This is a genomic window from Bacillus seohaeanensis (assembly GCF_042684945.1).
Lineage (GTDB): Bacteria > Bacillota > Bacilli > Bacillales > Bacillaceae_B > Rossellomorea > Rossellomorea seohaeanensis.
In genome coordinates this window covers 1-17,412 of record NZ_JBHUMF010000024.1, presented here as the reverse complement: position 1 = coordinate 17,412, position 17,412 = coordinate 1, and the positions used below count along the sequence as shown (strand labels likewise).

Sequence of the window (17,412 nt, the reverse complement as noted above, 5' to 3'; positions counted from 1 at the left end):
GGGAAGGTTGCGTGTTTTATTTTGCCTTCTATTGTGTGTTAACCCCAACAAATATTATAGAGCCTTAAAATAAAACCTATAATAATAAAAAGGCTGCCAACTATAAAGTGACAACCTTTCGTCTAAATTCGGCGTGCTGACCAAGCCGCTTACGCTTTTCTTTGTCTAGCTTCAGCGGCTAGCTCGCTGTGAAAAAGATGGTTTCCCTCTAAAGGCAAAGAGCGCCTTTTGAGGGAAACCCCTATTTTCTTCGCGTGCTGACCAAGCCGCTTACGTTTTTCTTATTAAGCTGAGCATCCGCAGCTTCCGCCTGAGCCGCAGCCACCTCCACACGAACTTCCAGAGAAAAATGGGTTACCCGTTGGAACTTTAATTTGTTCGGACACTGCGCCACCAATAAGTGTGCTTACATGGTCTAACAAATCTTGCAATTCAGTTTCCGCACGACGAAATTCCGCTACATTTTCATCCATATCCATATCTCTTTTTAGTTCACGAATTTCTTTCATGACCTTTTTATAGTCTGGATGATACCGTCCAAATCGTTGAACTTCTTCGTAGCTTTCCTTCATTTTAGTAAAATCCCTAATTTTCTTCTGGGTTTGTGCATCGCTTTGAAGTTTATATAAACACTGCCTGTAATTTTCTGCGACATCTGATTCTAAGATCCAACTGGATAATTCATCTGCTCGATCTAAAATCTGCATTCTTTCCATAGTAGCAAGCAAGAAGCTCACCTCCATAACGGTATTTTAACATGTTTTATGAAAGTAAGCGAATCTTGTATATTAAAATTCAGGTTTTTTTATCTTACTTGCAACTAAAGGTTAAGGGATTGTTATATAAAACTGTTTGGAGATGCCAAGTGGCTTATTGTTCAAATCCTGTACATCTACTTTTAGATGGTGTACACCTTTATTCATTCCTTTTATAATAAATGCCGCAGTCCGATACTCCTCATATCTTTTTCCATCAACCGTTACAACTATTTTTCCTTTTTGTTTACGGACGTTATTACTTGAAAATGTTACATTTGGAACGACGCACTCTACGTAGACTTGCTTCCCCTGTACGACATGTTTTACAGAAATACTCGATTTTTTAGTCGCTGCTTCTGCTTTGGTAATAAGGTTAAATGATTCAGGTTCAGGGATTTCCTCTTTACAGCCAGTAAGTATCAATAATAACGACATCGCTAAGACTATTAATAGTTTCATCCAGTTACCACTCCTTACTAATAGCCTTTGCAGTCCTGCTATATTTTACTCTACATTCATTAATAATTTATATTAGAAATTATTAATGTTAAAAATGAGAATGCAGGTCATTTAAAAAAATGTTTCTTGTAACAAAAAACTCTAACCCAAACTGCCTAAACTAAACAGACACCATTCCTACCAACAGTTACTTACTTTTACCATTCCCTTTCAAAGACAAATAGCACCTATTCGTCAGTGGTGCTATTCATTGATTGAAACATATTCATCATAAGCGATGCCATTTGGACTCCATTTGAAAATTTCTGGACTTGATGTGGAATCGTTTTTTGAAAGTGATTGATCGACGCGATTTCAAATTTTTCAATTTCATGCGGATTTCTAGATAGTGTACGATACCAATTTGGTTGTCCTCGTAAAAACTTTTTCAAGTCCTGACTTCCATGAATATAGTCAATAATGTCCTTTCGCATTTTTGTGACATCCCCTTTTATTTAATCCTTTCGGAAGGAAAACGGATGGGAAGGTTTTGAGGAAGTTTCCTCTATTTTGGAAGCGACTTTAGTCGAGTTTGATGATTGAAATTGGGATAATACCCCTTGAACTGCACCTAATGCTTCACTAATACTATTTATATGGCCTTGTAACTGATTAGCATCCATATTTTTCACCATTTCCCGGACTTGATCCATCCAACTTCCCGCTTTATTGCCGTCACTGTTTTGAGAAGTTTTTTTCTCCTCATCTTTACCTTCTCTGTACTCATCCCATCTAGAATCCTCTTCTCCGAGCAAATACCAATCTTCAAAAAGATCCTGCCACTGTGCTGTTCCATTTCTAACATCCTTAATTATTTTAGGGTGTTTCTTTACAAAAGACTTGAATTCAGCAACTTTGGGATGCAATTTTCTTGTCATCGTGTCACCTCCAACGTATAAGGCATACATCTACTACAATTTATGTTTGAATGAAAAAATTGGTGAAGGTAAAGTTTTTATCATTTCCCGAAAGAAGACTCCCTCTTCAAGCGCGAGATGGGATGTATCCTAGCGGTAAGGGGGAGATGAATTTCGGTTGGCGATAGCCAAAATATTCCTCACTATGATACAATGAGAACAAATGTTCTTGGCGGTGAGGTGAAAATCATGCAAGTCAAAAAAGCCTTTACGTTTCGTATCTTCCCGAATAGAAAGCAAGTTGATTTAATCAATAAAACGATTGGCTGTTCGAGATTCGTCTACAACTTCTTTCACGGTAAACAGAAAGAGAAGGATGCTTATTGGTACATCGTGGAGGAAATGAAGCAAAAGGGGCAACTCCCAACCAACGAATGGAAAGGTTCCTTTTTCAATAAGTATGAAATGGTAAAGGCGGTTCGTCAACTGAAAGAACACTATCTTTTTCTAAAAGAGGTAGACAGTATTTCGCTTCAAAAATCGGTTGAAAACCTAGCTGATTCTTACCAGCGCTATTACAAAAAACAAACGAAAGCACCTCGCTTTAAAAGCAAAAAGAATAAAGTGCAATCGTACACGACAAAACAAACGAATGGAAATATCGCTGTATTTGATAAGCACCTCCAGTTACCGAAACTTGGAAAGGTTCGTTTTGCGAAAAGTCGTGATGTAACGGGACGGATTATCAATGCGACGATTAGGCGAAACCCTAGCGGAAAATATTTTGTATCCATTCTTGCAGAAACCGAGGTAGAAGAATGGTCCAAAACAAATACAGCTGTCGGTGTGGACCTCGGATTAAAAGATTTTGCGACACTTTCAGATGGAAAGGTATTCGGTAACCCCAAATGGTTCCGCAGATTGGAAGAAAAACTAGTAAAAGCACAGCGCATTCTTTCACGACGGAAAACAGGTGGGGGAAATTGGGATAAATAACGAAAAAAAGTCGCTCGTATTCATGAAGCTATCACTAATACGCGGAAAGATTACTTAGACAAAATTTCCACCAATCTCGTCAAAAACCACGACGTGATCGGCTTGGAAGATTTGTCCGTAAGTGGCATGTTAAAAAATAACCATCTTTCCAAAGCTATTAGTGAAGTAGCTTGGTCACAGTTCAAACGGATGCTCGAATACAAGGCAGAGTGGTACGGCAAGAAAGTCGTCGTTGTTGCCAAAAACTTTGCCAGTAGTCAACTCTGTTCGTGTTGTGGGTACAAAAATAAAGACGTTAAAAATCTCGCTTTGCGTGAGTGGACATGCCCTCCCTGTGGAAGTCATCACCAAAGGGATATTAACGCAGGATTGAATCTACGGAACGAAGCCCTTCGTCTCGTAACTGTCGGAACGGCAGGGATCGCCTAATCAATATCTGTTCGATAGAATGGAGTTCTTAGGAATCCCTCACTTCAGGCTTGCTAAGTGGGGGTAGTTCAAAGTAAAATCTAATTGAGTTTTCAATATATTTATACTAGTTAGACCATTTTTTCCCAAAGTGTAAAAACAGATTCTAATATAAAGGATGTTAAAAAGTGAAAAAAAATTTACAGTTATTATTTAATGAATGTCTAGATAATGCTACCGACGAAGAATTGCAGGCAATCAAACAATTGCTTGATGGAGTCCGCAGAAAACAAACTAAAGATAATGGCTCATTTATCGGTGGTATATATGGAATGAAAAGGGAAATGAGGGATGGAAAACTAGAAGTAACGATGCCCATTACCCCTGTTATATACAACTCACTTGGAATCGTACATGGCGGGGTGACAGCCACTCTCATAGATTCTGCAATGGGAACACTTGCTAACATCGTCTTACCGGATGAGTACGGAGCTGTTACGACAAACTTAACCATCCACTATTTAGCACCAGGAAAAGGGGAACAACTTACAGCAAAAGCTACTATTGTTCATCGAGGCTCTAAAACATTAGTTATAGAAGGAAGTGTGTTGAATGATGATGGAAAGGCCATTGCCCATTGTACTGGATCATTTTTTATTTTTAAAAGAAAAAATAACTCTACTAATAATTGATTAAGCTTACATAATAATAAAAGTGCTAACACGATTGTGTTAGCACTTTTATTTGTTAATATAGAATGGGTACCTGATTAGATTGTTTCTATTTTATTCTTACATTCCTTTAACCTCTTCTAGAAAGTTTTGTGTATAATATTTTTGATAAACACCTACTCCTAAATGTGTAAAGTCTTTTTCAAGCAAGGTTTTTCGGTGTCCTTCAGAATTTAACCAGCCATGGACTGCAGCAGGTCCGTCTATATACTGGGCAGCTATATTTTCTCCTGCTTTTTGGTAAGGGATATCTGCTTTATTTAATCGATCAGAAAGTGACCCCGACACAGGTGATTCATGAGCAAAGTATTCCTCTTCAAGCATTTCCTGACTATGCTTTCTTGCAACAACTGCCGTTTTTTCATCCCACTTTAATACAGATTTATTGAACTGTTTTCGAATAATATTGGTTATATCAAAAATCTGTTGTTCACTGCCCATATTATGTTTTTCCCACTCTTCTTCTGTCAACTCTTTTTCTTTCGCCAATTCACCTCGGTATACCATTTCATAAGGTCTCATTTTTATTAGAGTTTCTTTATCTAAAAATCTTACGCTCATCAACTTTCCAGTATACTTGTCCAAATACAATTGTGCGTATATATCTCCGACTTCAACAAGAAGTCTTGTATTTAAATCTTCTTCTGTTAGTTCGAATTGATAAGAACCACTACCGTCCTTAATAACGATTTCCTGTTCAATGATTGTAAATTGGTATATCTCTTCTAAACTTTGTCCTAATGTATAGGGCGAAGCATTCACATCTGATCCAATTGCATAGACCGAAACTATTTTACTTTTATCAATTGCAAATTGTATATATTGTTGTTCGGAGACAGTATACACCCACCAGTCGTATCCATACGAGGAATTGTCAATACGCTTGGGCTCACCAAACTGTGCTGTCATTTCTTCCACACTTTTACCTATCCATAGAGAAAGACCGGACTTAGGTCTTTGCTTTTCTTGTAATGATTTCGAATCCTGTATTTTATTATCTTTATCCACTTTCGGCTCTTCATTCATCGGACCTTCAAGAGGTTTATTCTCTTGTTCATTGCTTTGATAAACAGTAAAGATAATAATAATGACGAAAATAATGAGAATACGAATTAAAGTTTTCAGTAGCTAGCCTCCTCTCTATCATTTAGTAGGTATATGATATTTTATTGCTGTATTGATAATATTCAATTAATACCTTGAATTAATAATAATTATTATTTTAAGAATAGCACATTTATTAGCCTACTTAAAATAGAAGTACTTAATATTGCAATATAAAGAGTAGCCTACAAAAAAAGAAAGCATCTACCCTAGAAGAAACAAACAGCTCTAGAGATCATTCACCTTTCAGAAATTTGCCATATTCCGTATGTCGAACACATTGCAGAAATAAAGAAATTCAACTATTATAAAGAATGAAGGAATTTTTGATATAGTGTTAAATCATTATACGATAGAAGATATAGGAGGGATTTATAATGCGTTTTGAAGAGACTGGTTTGGAAACTTTTAAAAGTGATCTAAATCGCTTAGATGAAATTATGAAATCTCACGGACTTGTTCGTGAAGGACAATGGGATTATGAGCGCGTAACATATGACCACAAATTTGAAGTTAGAGAAGGTACATATTATTTACGAATTCAAGGTCATGTTGTAGAAGGTGATGTTGGTAAACATGACGCAATTATTCAATTAATGACTCCACTATTAGGAAAACATTATTATCCACATGGTGTTGAATATGGTGAGGGAGAAGACTTCCCGAAACATTTAGTAAAAACATGTGAAAAAGTTCTTGCGGATGTCAAAAAGGATGTTGAAGCATTCGCATATTAATTGGTTAAAGGACTGCCCTTCATGAGCGGTCCTTTTCTTAATATTAATAAGTTGGCTGAGTAATAACATAATTAGGATAGCTCTAGTTTATGTTGTTTATGGTTAAATTTGAGTAAGTAGGTAAAACTTTTATCTTTTGTTAAAAATAACCCTCTTTTCGAATATTTCCTCTAATTACTGTTCAATTCTTTAACACTCTAATATAATATTTATAATAGCTTTCGTTTATTTAGAAAGGGGTACAATGTTGAAAAAGTTTTTAAATAAAAAAGTGATGATGATTATCACAACGATTCTAATTTTGGCGGTTATTGCTTACTTCATCCTGCCCGTTTCTGTTCCCCTAATAGCTGCTATAGTAACAGCCCTATTTCTAGAACCGGCAGTAAAGTTTATTCAAAGAAGATTTTCTGCTAATAGAAAAGTTTCTGTGTTAGTTGTTTTTATTTTATTCCTACTATTGATTGGAGTATCTACCTTCTTTATTACAACAAAGGTAGTTGGTGAAGGGGTACAACTAATTGAGAACACCCCTAAATACATAAATCAACTTACGGATATTTGGCTTGACTATGAAGAAAAGCTGCTTGATGCAGCAAAAGATCTTCCAGATGAAGTAGTGACTGAGTTTAGCGGTGAAGTACAAAAATTTCTAACTGGATTTAAGAATAGTTTATTAAATTCCTTAAACATAGAAAAAATAAGTGCCTTTTTATCCTATATACCGGACTATTTAGTTAGCTTTCTTGTTTACCTTATTGCGTTGTTTCTTTTTATGCTCGACCTTCCTGGAATAAAGAAATCTATCTATAGCCGTTTTAAAGAAAGCACGGCGGAAAAAGTCAATTTTATGACATCCCGACTTTCTTATGTCATTTTTGGTTTTTTCAAAGCTCAATTTCTTGTCAGTATTATCATTTTTGTCGTCTCCTTAATCGGGCTATTAATTATAGCTCCAGAAGTTGCTGTTGTTATGTCAATAATTATATGGCTTATTGATTTTATCCCAATTATCGGCAGTATTGTTATCCTTGGTCCTTGGGCGATTTTTCATTTATTAACGGGTAATATTCCAGAAGGTACCCAATTAGCCATTCTGGCGGCAGTACTTTTAATTATTAGAAGAACCGTTGAGCCAAAGGTTATGGGGACTCATATCGGCTTATCACCATTAGCAACTCTAATAGCAATGTACCTAGGTCTTAAACTTCTCGGCATACTTGGTTTTATCGTCGGTCCATTATTGTTAATAATATTTAATTCAGCAAAAGAAGCGGGTATTATAAAATGGAATTTTAAAATTTAACTTCCTAGAAGTTTCTATACTGTAGAAAAAGGTTTATCGTGTTAGAGAGGCTAATCAAAAGCTAAAAATGCTTTGATCAGCCTCTTTCCTGTTTTATTAGAAAAAGTCACTAAAAAAAGGGCCGCTTTCAGGAAAAAGAATTGTTAATTGCTCGGTTTGTTCTCTTGTTGTTTTGATGAGTCCCATATCATTCAACTGCTTAGCATTATAGACACCAAAAGCCAATGCTGCAAGTGCCTGGATACTCATTGTGATATCCTTTTGATTGGAAACTAGTGTTTCTTTTACATTGTCACAACTAACGGAAAAGGTTTTGTTATTCCATGTTGCCACTTCATCTCTTACCGTTAACAAAAGATGTACTTCCTCTGCAATATTATTAAGATGCTGGAGTAGGAATCCCTCGACATCAACGATTCTTGCCATAAAATATGGATGGATTTCCGTTTTCACTCTAGGGTTTTGTAGCATAAAAACTAATGGATCATTATTTTGTAAAACTAAATCTACCCCACTAATCATCGAATCATGTTGACAAATAAAATTCCACAAACCCTTTTTTGCGTCGGGAGTAATACTAATCATTTCTTCTACTTTCATTTTCCGGTCCTTAATTGTATAAAGTATATATCCTTGTGCTTCATCTGAATCATTAAAGTAAACCCCAACAGTCAAATCCGCTATACTTCTCTCTTTCCACCAGTCCTTAGTTCTGTAAATACCACCATTATAGTCTTTGGCATACAGGTCATATAGTTTGTACAAATCATCAGGAAAATCATGTTTATTATAACGTTTGATCTTTCCACGCTTACTAGGAAATGGTTTTAACTCCTCTTGCGTAACCGATACCTTCTTCAGATTAACAAATAACTCCCAACCAAATTTCCGATAAAATCCAACCTGAAAAGGATGTAACATGGACACCGTTTGATTATTATCTTTCATTACACTCAAGGATTCAGCTAATAATTTGCGGACATATCCTTTTCTCCTATACTCTGGGTAGGTTGAAACGCTCGCTATTCCTCCCATATTATATCGTGCATTCCCCATATAAACTTCGAGTGGAATAATGTGCAACTTCGCAGCAAGTGTCTCCCTTTCTTTTATTCCTAATATAATTTGTGTTTGGAATTGCTTTCGTTTTGCCTCTTTATCCTCATCTTTTAATTTATATTGAAATGCATATTCTGATAGAGTAACTATATCTTCATAATCCTCTTGCCTTAATCGTTTAATCAATATAATCCACCCCCACTATTAAAATTCTACAATCGTTTTTTATCTCCTTTTAAAAAAAACAAAAGTGGAAAAGGTTTTCTAGCCCAAGACGCAACAAGGATTTTCGAGAAACAGCAAAGAGCCGCTAGTAGGAACAAAAGCGGAAGCGCCTTGATCAGCCATAAGACGAGCATCCTAGAAAGGCTTTCTTTGCTTTTTTGGGATGCTTGGCTTATGACCTCGAGGGGCTAGCCGCTGTAACTAGACAAACCACTTTAATTTTTGAGTTATCCACATGCGAATATTTTATAATTTCCTTAACAAACAAAAAAAACGATTTCCAATTAAAATTGGAAATCGTTTTTTTAAGTACCCAATATAGCCTTGATAACAGAGGTTGTCTCTCCACCTTTATATAAAACATATAGGAGCATATATACAGCCACGCCTGTTATCGCAGTAGCAAACCATATTATACTTGTAATAGGACCTAATTTTCGATGTATTTTAAAATTCTTTTTATAGCCTGTCCATAGCGAGACGATACCAAAAACGGCCCCAGTAGTAGCTAATGTAATGTGGAAAATTAAAAATATCGTATAATATATTTTTATATCGTCTGGTCCACCAAATGAGGTGTTTCCTATAAAGATAGTCCTGCTTGCATATATTACAAAGAATATAAGAGCAAAAATACCAGCTAATGTCATTGTTTTTTGATGCTTTTCAATATTTCTTTGTTTGATTTGCCACCATCCAACTGCAACTGTTATTGCACTTAGAACAATAAAAGTTGTACTAATAGTGGGAAGTATCGGTACGGCCATCATCTTTCCTCACTTTTCATTTATTTCATATATAGTAGTATGTATGAATGCAACTGACATAGCTACACTCGCACCTATGTCAGTTATCCTATTACTTTATAGTATCCGGTGCATCCGAACGAATACCAATTGGATCATAAGAAAGCTCTTGTTGTTCCTCCTGATCTTTTCGATACCATTGGAAAAACAAATTTGCTAACACAATACCAAAGACTATTTCTTGGATAATTTTCATAATGACTCCACCAAGTTGTTGGTCATCAATCAGCGGCATGGAAGTGAATACTTCTGGACCAGATAAACTTAATCCTTGCAATGTATCAATAGGGACACACAGAGCAAGCGCCTGAAGCCATGTAGATGAATCATAATATGTTGCGTATAGAGGATCATTAGCAAATATAATTAATCCGCATGCCGGAGTCAACAGAACAGCACTACCTAAAATATAACCCATTTTCTTCAATCCGCTTAATCCAGACTGACCATCCACTTTACTTAATAACTTCCACCACATAAAGAAAGAAAGAATGAACAATACAGAAGTATATATACCATGTAAAGTAGCATCCGTACGGACATTATCAAAAACTAATGGTATGTGATATATGGAAAAAATAGCGTTAAAAGAAATCAATGCAATTAACGGTTTTGACATAAATTTCATAATTGGCTTAACTACAGGAAGGTCAATTACTGATTTCCAAACCCAATCCGGTATCCCCAAGATAAGTAATGGAGTACAAACTAGGAATAATAGAGCCATTTGGGTCATATGCATAGAAAACAATATTCCACTTAAAACATCAACAGGTGATCCCTCCGCTGTATAGAGGATTAACATTGCTGCAATAAAAAAACTAGCTTCTTTCCATGATAACCTACGACTTTCCTTGAAACTGTTTCTCCACTTTATCGTAATTAAAAAATATACTACCGTCATAAAAAGAATAGCTACTAAAAAGAACGGGCTCCATAGAGCAAAAAATCCAAATATACCTAATGGCATTTCCTCACCTCATTTCAAACTTAATGCCTACATTCATTATAACCATATTAAATTGCTACATCAATGTAAGCTAATGACAAGTTCTTGACAATTCTTTATATACCGATATAGAAACGTCCCCTTGTATATTTAAACTCGAGGAGCTAAGTATTAGAGTTAGCCATAGACTATTCTAGTGAAAAAGTTATTCATAAATGAATAGTCTATAAAAATAAAAAGCCAGCCGTAAAAACGGCTGACTTCCCACTTATTAGAGCCAAACAATTGTCAAGAAAGTAAGAACTGTTAAGAACCCAACTAATGCTCCTGAATATAGAAACAGTGATGGAGCCTCATGTCCTTTGTGGCTCATATGCATGAAATAGTATAGTTGAAGTATTAACTGTACTACCGCAAGTAAAAGAATGAAAGGTATAATAAAATACTTATCAAACCCACCTGCTACTGCAACGAACGCAACTAATGTCAAAAATATCATTAGCATGTAAGATGTTACTTGCATTTTCATTTCTTGTGCATTTTTTTTACGACGATACTCATAATCCACACTTGGGTTACCTGAAGTTGATTGTTGATTCGCCATCAGTTTATCCCACCATTCCCATTAAGTATACTACTGTAAAGATAAATAACCATACAACGTCGATAAAGTGCCAATATAACGACGCAACATAAAACTTCGGTGCATTATATAGAGTTAATCCACGTTTAGCATTACGAACCATAAGGCTTACTATCCAACAGAGACCAAATGCAACGTGGGCTCCATGGAATCCTACTAATGTGTAAAATGCAGAACCGAATGCACTACTAGTAAAGGTATGCCCAAACTCATGAACATAATGATTGAACTCATAAATTTCCAAACCTAAAAATGCAGCACCTAAAAGAACAGTAACAAGCAACCAAGCCTGCATACGTTTGAAATTGTAATTTTTCATATGATACATTGCATAAACACTTGTTAGTGAACTTGTCAAAAGTATCACAGTAGTTAGAAAAACAAGTGGAAGTTCAAATAAATCAGCAGCTAAAGCATGATCTTTACTTGGAACCTTATCTTTCAATGCAAGATACGTTGCAAAAAGAGAAGCGAAGAGAACTGTTTCTCCCCCAAGGAAGAACCAGAATCCCATGAATTTATTTTTCCCTTCAAGGGTTGCCTTTTCAGGCGAGGCTGGCCATGTTTTTGGCGTGAATTTTTCTTCAACGTTCATTATGCCTTGCCCCCCTTATCGTTGTTATCGTCATCCATCAAATCCTCTTTATGAACATGGTAACCATGGTCGTCAATGACAGAACGTAAGAACATTGCTCCAAAAGTAATTAGCATTCCAATAACTAAAACTGGAATTGCCCAAGCTTTATCATCGACATTGTACATCGCACCAAATGCAGCGATGAAAAGCCCTAAAGACATGACAAATGGTAAGAAAGAGTTATTAGGCATATGAATATCACCTATTGGTTCTGCTGGAGTAAGCTCTTTTCTACCTTCCATTTTCTCGATCCAATACGCATCTAATCCACGTACAAGTGGAAGTTGCTTAAAGTTATAGAATGGTGGCGGTGATGGTAGTGCCCACTCAAGAGTACGTCCATCTCCATCCCAAGGGTCATTTCCAACTTTCACACCTTTTACTTGAGTTGAAATGACGTTAATAAGCAAGATGATAACAGCTACTCCCATAAAAGCAGCTCCGACGGAACTGACAAGGTTACCTGTTTCCAATCCTTGACCAGGAAGGAATGTCCATATACGGCGAGGCATCCCCATTAAACCTAAGAAATGCTGGATAAAGAATGTTAAATGGAATCCAATAAAGAATAACCAGAAACTGATTTTCCCTAGGAATTCATTAAGCATTGTACCAAACATCTTCGGCCAATAGTAGTGTGTACCTGCTAATAAAGCAAATACTACCCCTCCAACAATTACATAGTGGAAGTGAGCGACAACAAAATATGTGTCATGGTATTGATAATCGGCAGGTGCAGCCGCTAACATAACACCTGTTACCCCACCCATAATAAATGTTGGAATAAAAGCTACAGCATAAAGCATAGGAGTTGTAAACTTAATACTTCCTCCCCACATTGTTAAGAGCCAGTTAAACACTTTTATACCTGTAGGTACAGCAATAGCCATTGTCGCTACAGCAAAAATAGCATTAGCAATTGGACCAAGACCTACTGTGAACATGTGGTGAGCCCATACCATGAATCCTAAGAAACCGATTAAAACTGTTGCGAATACCATAGATGAATATCCGAATAATCGTTTTCTAGAGAAGTGTGGAATAATTTCCGAGAAAATACCAAACGCTGGTAAAACCAGAATGTATACTTCTGGATGTCCAAAGATCCAGAATAAGTGCTCCCAGATAATTGTATTACCACCTGCTGCAACATCGAAGAAATTTGAACCGAACATACGGTCAAACATCAATAGGAAGATACCTACTGTTAGAGCAGGAAATGCAAATAAAATTAGTGATGATGTAACAAATGCTGTCCAAGAGAACAGTGGCATACGCATATATGTCATACCCGGTGCACGCATATTAATAATGGTGACTAGGAAGTTAATACCACCAATCAAAGTACCAGCACCGGATATTTGTAACCCTAGTGCATAAAAATCAACACCGTGTCCTTCCGATGCCATTGAAAGTGATGCATAGGAAGTCCATCCAGCATCAGGTGCTCCACCTAAAAACCATGATAGATTAAGGAAAACTCCTCCAAAGAAGAATAACCAAAACCCTAAAGAGTTTAAAAATGGAAACGCAACATCACGAGCACCAATTTGAAGTGGTACAACAGCATTCATAAATGCAAACACCAGTGGCATTGCTGCTAAGAATATCATTGTTGTTCCGTGCATTGTTAATACTTCATTGTATAAGCCAGCACTAATAAAATCACTATTAGGTACTGCAAGCTGTATACGAATAATAAGCGCTTCTAGACCACCGAGTAGGAAGAAGAAGCCTCCTGCAACCAAGTACAGAATCGCTATTTTCTTATGATCTACTGTAGTTAAGTAGTCCCACAACGTTGCACCGAAGCCTTTTTTCTGTGCATAGCTACTCACGATTAAACCTCCCTTTTACTAATTCCTGACCTATTCTTGTACTTTTAAGCCCATTAAGTATTCTGCAAGGGCATCCAATTCAGATTCACTTAATTCCCCATAAGTACCTGTCATTTTATTTCCTGGTTTATAAGCTTCAGGATCTCTTATCCAGTTTTTCAGCTGTTCTTCATCATGCTCTAAAATACCAGCAATACGTGAACGTTCACCAAAGGTAGCAAGGTTAGGTGCCATACGCGCCTGTTCTGGGCGACCATCTTGAGGTGAAACTGCATGACAGCTTAAACATTTTTGGTTAAAAATTTCTTGCCCTTCTTGTGCCTTAGCCGTAGTTGGCTTGTGCTCTTCAGCATTTTGCATATTTTTAACCCAAGAATCAAATTCAGCTTCAGGCATCGCCTTTACTTTAAAGTCCATTAATGCATGAGATGGACCACAAAGCTCAGCACATTTTCCATAGAATAGATTCTCTGCTTCTTTTGCTTTTTCATTGTCAAATTCCAAGAAAAATTGGTTGACACCGTCTACGTTTGTATCCAATTTCCCACCTACAGCTGGAATCCAAAATGAATGTTTTACATCAGAAGCGTGAAGATTAAAATAAACTTTCTGATCGGTAGGGACAACTAAATCCTGGGAAGTAATAATCCCTTGGTCAGGATATTCAAATTCCCACCAGTAAAGATTTGCACGTACATTAATGACAAGTGCTTCACGGTTTCCTTCACTATCTTTTTCCATAGCTTTTGTATCATCTAGACTAAATGTTGTAGATACAGTTGGTACAGCTAGAACCAAAAGAAGAAGGATTGGAATAGTAGTCCAAATAATTTCAAGTTTATGATTTCCTTCTACTTGTTTAGGTACTTTATTACCTACTTTTTTACGGCGAAAGCGAATTATCGCAATAACGTATACAATAACTACTGCCAAGATCACTATAACCATAATCGCTGTACTCAAAATCATTAAATCATACTGAGTCTTAGCAACTTCACCCGCTGGTTGTAAAGTGGATAAGAATGGTTCCCCACAACCAGAAAGGACAAGCGCAACTATTGCTACTAATGAGAATAAGCGCCACTTTGATAGCCTTGCTTTCATAGCTTAATCAAACCCCTCTTTCATGTAGTGTACTTGAGATTAACAAGGACTCCTAAGATTATATATATGGATTTCTTATTAGAAAGAATTCCCAATAACTTAAACGACCGTAACGATTACCATCGCTACAAACAAGATAGTCAAATAATTTAATGAATATACAAACATTAATTTTGACCACTTAATATCATCTTTCATCTTATATCCTGCAATTCCTAAAACAAGCCATCCAATATTGAATGCTGTTGCAAGAATAAAGAAAAAGATTCCCAAATCTAGCAAGAAAAACGGTAGCGGTAAAAGAGCTACTACCCATGCTACGATATGATTCTTTGTAGTAGCAAAACCTTTCACAACAGGAAGCATAGGGACATTTGCTGCTCTATATTCCTCTACCCTTTTCATTGCTAGAGCATAGAAATGAGGCGGCTGCCAAATGAACATCATTAAAAATAAAACCCAAGCAATAATATCAAGATTCGCGTCAACTGCAGCCCACCCTATTAATGGAGGAACTGCTCCTGAAATACTTCCAACAATCGTGTTACTTACATATTTTCGTTTTGTCCACATTGAATATAAGCCTACATAGCTGATAATACCAATTATACCAATAATTCCTGCTGTAACAGTAGTCATAAACAGCATTATTGTTCCACATGCAACCATAATAAGACCTAACATCAATACTTTTGAACCAGTTATTTTACCTGTTACGGTAGGACGACTTTTTGTCCTTTCCATTAGGTGATCTATATCTCTGTCAATGTAGTTATTTATACTACATGATCCAGCAATAATCAGGGAAGACCCTAACAAAGTCAGAACCATAACGTCCAGTGCTTGTAAAAAATGTGTATTAGTAAAATAGAAAGCTAACCACATTCCAGTAAAAGTTGTTATGAGATTAGAATTAACAATTCCAATTTTTATTAGAGATAAGAAATCTTTCCATGCCGTTGTGTTAGGAAGGTCTGCTTCCTTAATATTTGCCACTACTCTGCTGTTCGACATTTTCCCCCTCCTCTCATATATGTAAAAAAACAGAGGCTTTAATCTACCTCTTCTACTATATAGGAAAACAAAAGCCATTTCTATAAATAATTAGTATTTCACTATAAAACAAAAATAATATCAAACACATTATTTTCCTCAAATTTCTTAAAATGGCTGTCAATATAATATTAAACCATATATTATTGCCTTTTTGTTAATGATTTAAATAGAATTGTGAAGAAATTGTGAAGGATAATTCTAACTCCTGTATCAACCATTGCATTCCATAATTATGATAACATAAAAATATTAAAAACGTTTACATAGATCTAATGAAAGTTAGAAAATATCACATTATTCCCGTGATTATTACCTTACGTTCATATTAAACAACTTCGCAAAACTCTATCCTAAAATAACTAGCAATATCGTCTACAAAAACCTCACTAGTGGATTTCCTACATTTTGTAAACTTCAGTAATTCCCTACTCAATGAGATACAGTGAAACTTACCGATATGGTAGTAAAAGTTTAGTTAAATCAATTGAGGTCTATAGGCAATAAAAAAACATTCATTGAAGTTTCACTTTATCACCATTCTGTAACATTTTTTTGGTTGAGTTTCTTACCCTTATTCGGTATCATCGAAAATGCGAATGTTTTTTTATTATAATGTATTTTTTTACGTAATTTCATTTAATACAACCATGTTTTTATTTTAAAAGAAGGTGAATAGCTTTGCACAAAGGATTAAAATGGTTAGCTGTTATCACAACCCTTGGTATGCTTTTTGTCTTACTTGGCGGAGCACTAGTAACAAAAACAGAATCCGGGATGGGATGCGGTAGATCTTGGCCTCTTTGCCATGGGCAGCTAATACCTAGTAACATCACATTTGAATTAGTTATTGAACTCGCCCATAGAGTTGTCTCTGGTGCGGTTGGATTGTTAGTACTGGCGTTATCGATATGGTCTTGGAAGGCTATTGGATATAAAAGAGAAACGAAATTCCTATCATTTCTATCTTTCTTTTTCCTTGTACTTCAAGCATTAATAGGCGCTGCTGCTGTAATCTGGGCACAATCTGATTTTGTTCTGGCATTGCATTTTGGTATATCACTTATATCATTTACGGCAGTGTTGTTGCTTACATTATTGATATTTGAAGTAGATAATAAGTTTGAAGCAGATAAACTTATCATTAATAAACAGATGAGATTTCACATTATCGGTGTGACATTGTACAGTTATATTGTTGTATATACTGGAGCATTAGTGAGACATACAAAATCTAGTTTAGTTTGTCCCGACTGGCCGCTTTGTGTAAATTCCAATCCTATGTTTCCAACAAATATGTATGAATGGATTCAGATGGGTCACAGAACTGCTGCAGGGCTAATATTCTTATGGATTGCTTACATCACGTATATCGCCATAAAACATCATAAGCACCAAAAAGTTCTTTATGGAGGATGGATTATTGCTTTTAGTTTAGTAACGCTACAAGTAATATCAGGGGCATTTGTCGTTATTACAAGATTAAACCTTGGACTTGCTTTATTTCATGCTCTTATTATTTCCTGTTTATTCGGTTTACTATGCTATTTTGTTTTACTTTGCTCGAGAAGTAAGCTTCAAGAATAACAAAAGAATATTTCACATGAAAACGAGGCTAACCTTTTGGTTAGCCTCGTTTTCACTGTGTTGAAAAAAGATTACGTCAATGAAAATGCCGCAAATTTTTTGTGGCATTTTCTTGT

Annotated in this window: 17 protein-coding genes and 1 pseudogene; 5 read left to right on the top strand and 13 right to left on the bottom strand. The window is 35.9% G+C overall.

Annotated elements, in window-relative coordinates; translation table 11 throughout:
• Window positions 1–284 precede the first annotated feature (284 nt).
• From ACFSUL_RS10230 to ACFSUL_RS10215, 4 genes are all read right to left on the bottom strand, one after another.
• Complete coding sequence (locus tag ACFSUL_RS10230) at window positions 285–728, bottom strand: YlbF family regulator (RefSeq protein ID WP_377935053.1); 444 nt, start codon at window positions 726–728, stop codon at window positions 285–287.
• Between the two features lie 99 nt (window positions 729–827).
• Entirely contained in the window at window positions 828–1,217 is a 390-nt protein-coding gene (locus tag ACFSUL_RS10225; RefSeq protein ID WP_377935051.1) for a hypothetical protein, read from the bottom strand.
• A 227-nt stretch (window positions 1,218–1,444) separates the two neighbouring features.
• The gene (locus ACFSUL_RS10220; protein WP_377935049.1) at window positions 1,445–1,690 is read right to left on the bottom strand and encodes a YlbE-like family protein; all 246 of its coding nucleotides are present in this window, start codon (window positions 1,688–1,690) and stop codon (window positions 1,445–1,447) included.
• A 21-nt stretch (window positions 1,691–1,711) separates the two neighbouring features.
• Window positions 1,712–2,134: a YlbD family protein gene (locus tag ACFSUL_RS10215; protein ID WP_377935047.1), complete on the bottom strand. Its 423-nt coding sequence runs from the start codon at window positions 2,132–2,134 to the stop codon at window positions 1,712–1,714.
• A gap of 228 nt (window positions 2,135–2,362) precedes the next feature.
• On the opposite strand from ACFSUL_RS10215, the pseudogene tnpB reads away from it, so the two are divergent.
• Window positions 2,363–3,538 (top strand): annotated as a pseudogene (gene tnpB / locus ACFSUL_RS10210) (IS200/IS605 family element RNA-guided endonuclease TnpB).
• Window positions 3,539–3,705: 167 nt separating this feature from the next.
• Complete coding sequence (locus ACFSUL_RS10205; RefSeq protein ID WP_377935045.1) at window positions 3,706–4,209, top strand: PaaI family thioesterase; 504 nt, start codon at window positions 3,706–3,708, stop codon at window positions 4,207–4,209.
• Between the two features lie 99 nt (window positions 4,210–4,308).
• Here ACFSUL_RS10205 and ACFSUL_RS10200 read toward each other — a convergent pair whose 3' ends face one another.
• On the bottom strand, window positions 4,309–5,274 hold the full coding sequence (locus tag ACFSUL_RS10200) for a CAP domain-containing protein (protein WP_377935043.1): 966 nt from the start codon (window positions 5,272–5,274) through the stop codon (window positions 4,309–4,311).
• Between the two features lie 455 nt (window positions 5,275–5,729).
• Here ACFSUL_RS10200 and ACFSUL_RS10195 point away from each other — a divergent pair, with 455 nt between their 5' ends.
• The gene (locus tag ACFSUL_RS10195; RefSeq protein WP_377935041.1) at window positions 5,730–6,089 is read left to right on the top strand and encodes a YugN family protein; all 360 of its coding nucleotides are present in this window, start codon (window positions 5,730–5,732) and stop codon (window positions 6,087–6,089) included.
• A 247-nt stretch (window positions 6,090–6,336) separates the two neighbouring features.
• Window positions 6,337–7,395, top strand: a complete 1,059-nt coding sequence (ytvI, locus tag ACFSUL_RS10190) for a sporulation integral membrane protein YtvI (protein WP_377935039.1) — start codon at window positions 6,337–6,339, stop codon at window positions 7,393–7,395.
• A 96-nt stretch (window positions 7,396–7,491) separates the two neighbouring features.
• Here ytvI and ACFSUL_RS10185 read toward each other — a convergent pair whose 3' ends face one another.
• From ACFSUL_RS10185 to cyoE, 8 genes are all read right to left on the bottom strand, one after another.
• Window positions 7,492–8,640: a GNAT family N-acetyltransferase gene (locus ACFSUL_RS10185; protein WP_377935037.1), complete on the bottom strand. Its 1,149-nt coding sequence runs from the start codon at window positions 8,638–8,640 to the stop codon at window positions 7,492–7,494.
• A 344-nt stretch (window positions 8,641–8,984) separates the two neighbouring features.
• Window positions 8,985–9,449, bottom strand: coding sequence for a DUF420 domain-containing protein (locus ACFSUL_RS10180; protein WP_071412950.1), 465 nt, complete (start codon window positions 9,447–9,449; stop codon window positions 8,985–8,987).
• 88 nt (window positions 9,450–9,537) lie between these two features.
• Complete coding sequence (gene ctaG / locus ACFSUL_RS10175; protein ID WP_377935034.1) at window positions 9,538–10,455, bottom strand: cytochrome c oxidase assembly factor CtaG; 918 nt, start codon at window positions 10,453–10,455, stop codon at window positions 9,538–9,540.
• A gap of 250 nt (window positions 10,456–10,705) precedes the next feature.
• The gene (gene ctaF, locus ACFSUL_RS10170; RefSeq protein ID WP_071412952.1) at window positions 10,706–11,038 is read right to left on the bottom strand and encodes a cytochrome c oxidase subunit IVB; all 333 of its coding nucleotides are present in this window, start codon (window positions 11,036–11,038) and stop codon (window positions 10,706–10,708) included.
• Between the two features lie 4 nt (window positions 11,039–11,042).
• A complete protein-coding gene (locus tag ACFSUL_RS10165; protein ID WP_377935032.1) occupies window positions 11,043–11,672 on the bottom strand; it encodes a cytochrome (ubi)quinol oxidase subunit III in 630 nt (209 codons plus the stop codon).
• Window positions 11,672–13,552 carry a cytochrome c oxidase subunit I gene (gene ctaD, locus ACFSUL_RS10160; protein ID WP_377935030.1) on the bottom strand — a complete coding sequence of 627 codons (1,881 nt, stop codon included), beginning with the start codon at window positions 13,550–13,552 and terminating at the stop codon, window positions 11,672–11,674. The genes ACFSUL_RS10165 and ctaD overlap by 1 nt, the downstream gene beginning before the upstream one ends.
• A 30-nt stretch (window positions 13,553–13,582) precedes the next feature.
• Window positions 13,583–14,656 (bottom strand): cytochrome c oxidase subunit II, encoded by a 1,074-nt coding sequence (gene coxB, locus ACFSUL_RS10155; RefSeq protein ID WP_377935028.1) that lies wholly within the window; start codon window positions 14,654–14,656, stop codon window positions 13,583–13,585.
• A 99-nt stretch (window positions 14,657–14,755) separates the two neighbouring features.
• The gene (cyoE, locus tag ACFSUL_RS10150) at window positions 14,756–15,670 is read right to left on the bottom strand and encodes a heme o synthase (RefSeq protein WP_377935026.1); all 915 of its coding nucleotides are present in this window, start codon (window positions 15,668–15,670) and stop codon (window positions 14,756–14,758) included.
• A 720-nt stretch (window positions 15,671–16,390) separates the two neighbouring features.
• Here cyoE and ACFSUL_RS10145 point away from each other — a divergent pair.
• Window positions 16,391–17,296, top strand: a complete 906-nt coding sequence (locus ACFSUL_RS10145) for a COX15/CtaA family protein (protein ID WP_377935024.1) — start codon at window positions 16,391–16,393, stop codon at window positions 17,294–17,296.
• Window positions 17,297–17,412 lie beyond the last annotated feature (116 nt).

Coding starts and splice junctions, on each gene's coding strand:
- ctaF (WP_071412952.1), bottom strand. CDS start 11,038: ATGGCGAATCAACAATCAACTTCAGGTAACCCAAGTGTGGATTATGAG.
- ACFSUL_RS10165 (WP_377935032.1), bottom strand. CDS start 11,672: ATGAACGTTGAAGAAAAATTCACGCCAAAAACATGGCCAGCCTCGCCT.
- ctaG (WP_377935034.1), bottom strand. CDS start 10,455: ATGCCATTAGGTATATTTGGATTTTTTGCTCTATGGAGCCCGTTCTTT.
- ACFSUL_RS10225 (WP_377935051.1), bottom strand. CDS start 1,217: ATGAAACTATTAATAGTCTTAGCGATGTCGTTATTATTGATACTTACT.
- ACFSUL_RS10220 (WP_377935049.1), bottom strand. CDS start 1,690: ATGCGAAAGGACATTATTGACTATATTCATGGAAGTCAGGACTTGAAA.
- ACFSUL_RS10195 (WP_377935041.1), top strand. CDS start 5,730: ATGCGTTTTGAAGAGACTGGTTTGGAAACTTTTAAAAGTGATCTAAAT.
- cyoE (WP_377935026.1), bottom strand. CDS start 15,670: ATGTCGAACAGCAGAGTAGTGGCAAATATTAAGGAAGCAGACCTTCCT.
- coxB (WP_377935028.1), bottom strand. CDS start 14,656: ATGAAAGCAAGGCTATCAAAGTGGCGCTTATTCTCATTAGTAGCAATA.
- ACFSUL_RS10200 (WP_377935043.1), bottom strand. CDS start 5,274: ATGAATGAAGAGCCGAAAGTGGATAAAGATAATAAAATACAGGATTCG.
- ACFSUL_RS10215 (WP_377935047.1), bottom strand. CDS start 2,134: ATGACAAGAAAATTGCATCCCAAAGTTGCTGAATTCAAGTCTTTTGTA.
- ACFSUL_RS10180 (WP_071412950.1), bottom strand. CDS start 9,449: ATGATGGCCGTACCGATACTTCCCACTATTAGTACAACTTTTATTGTT.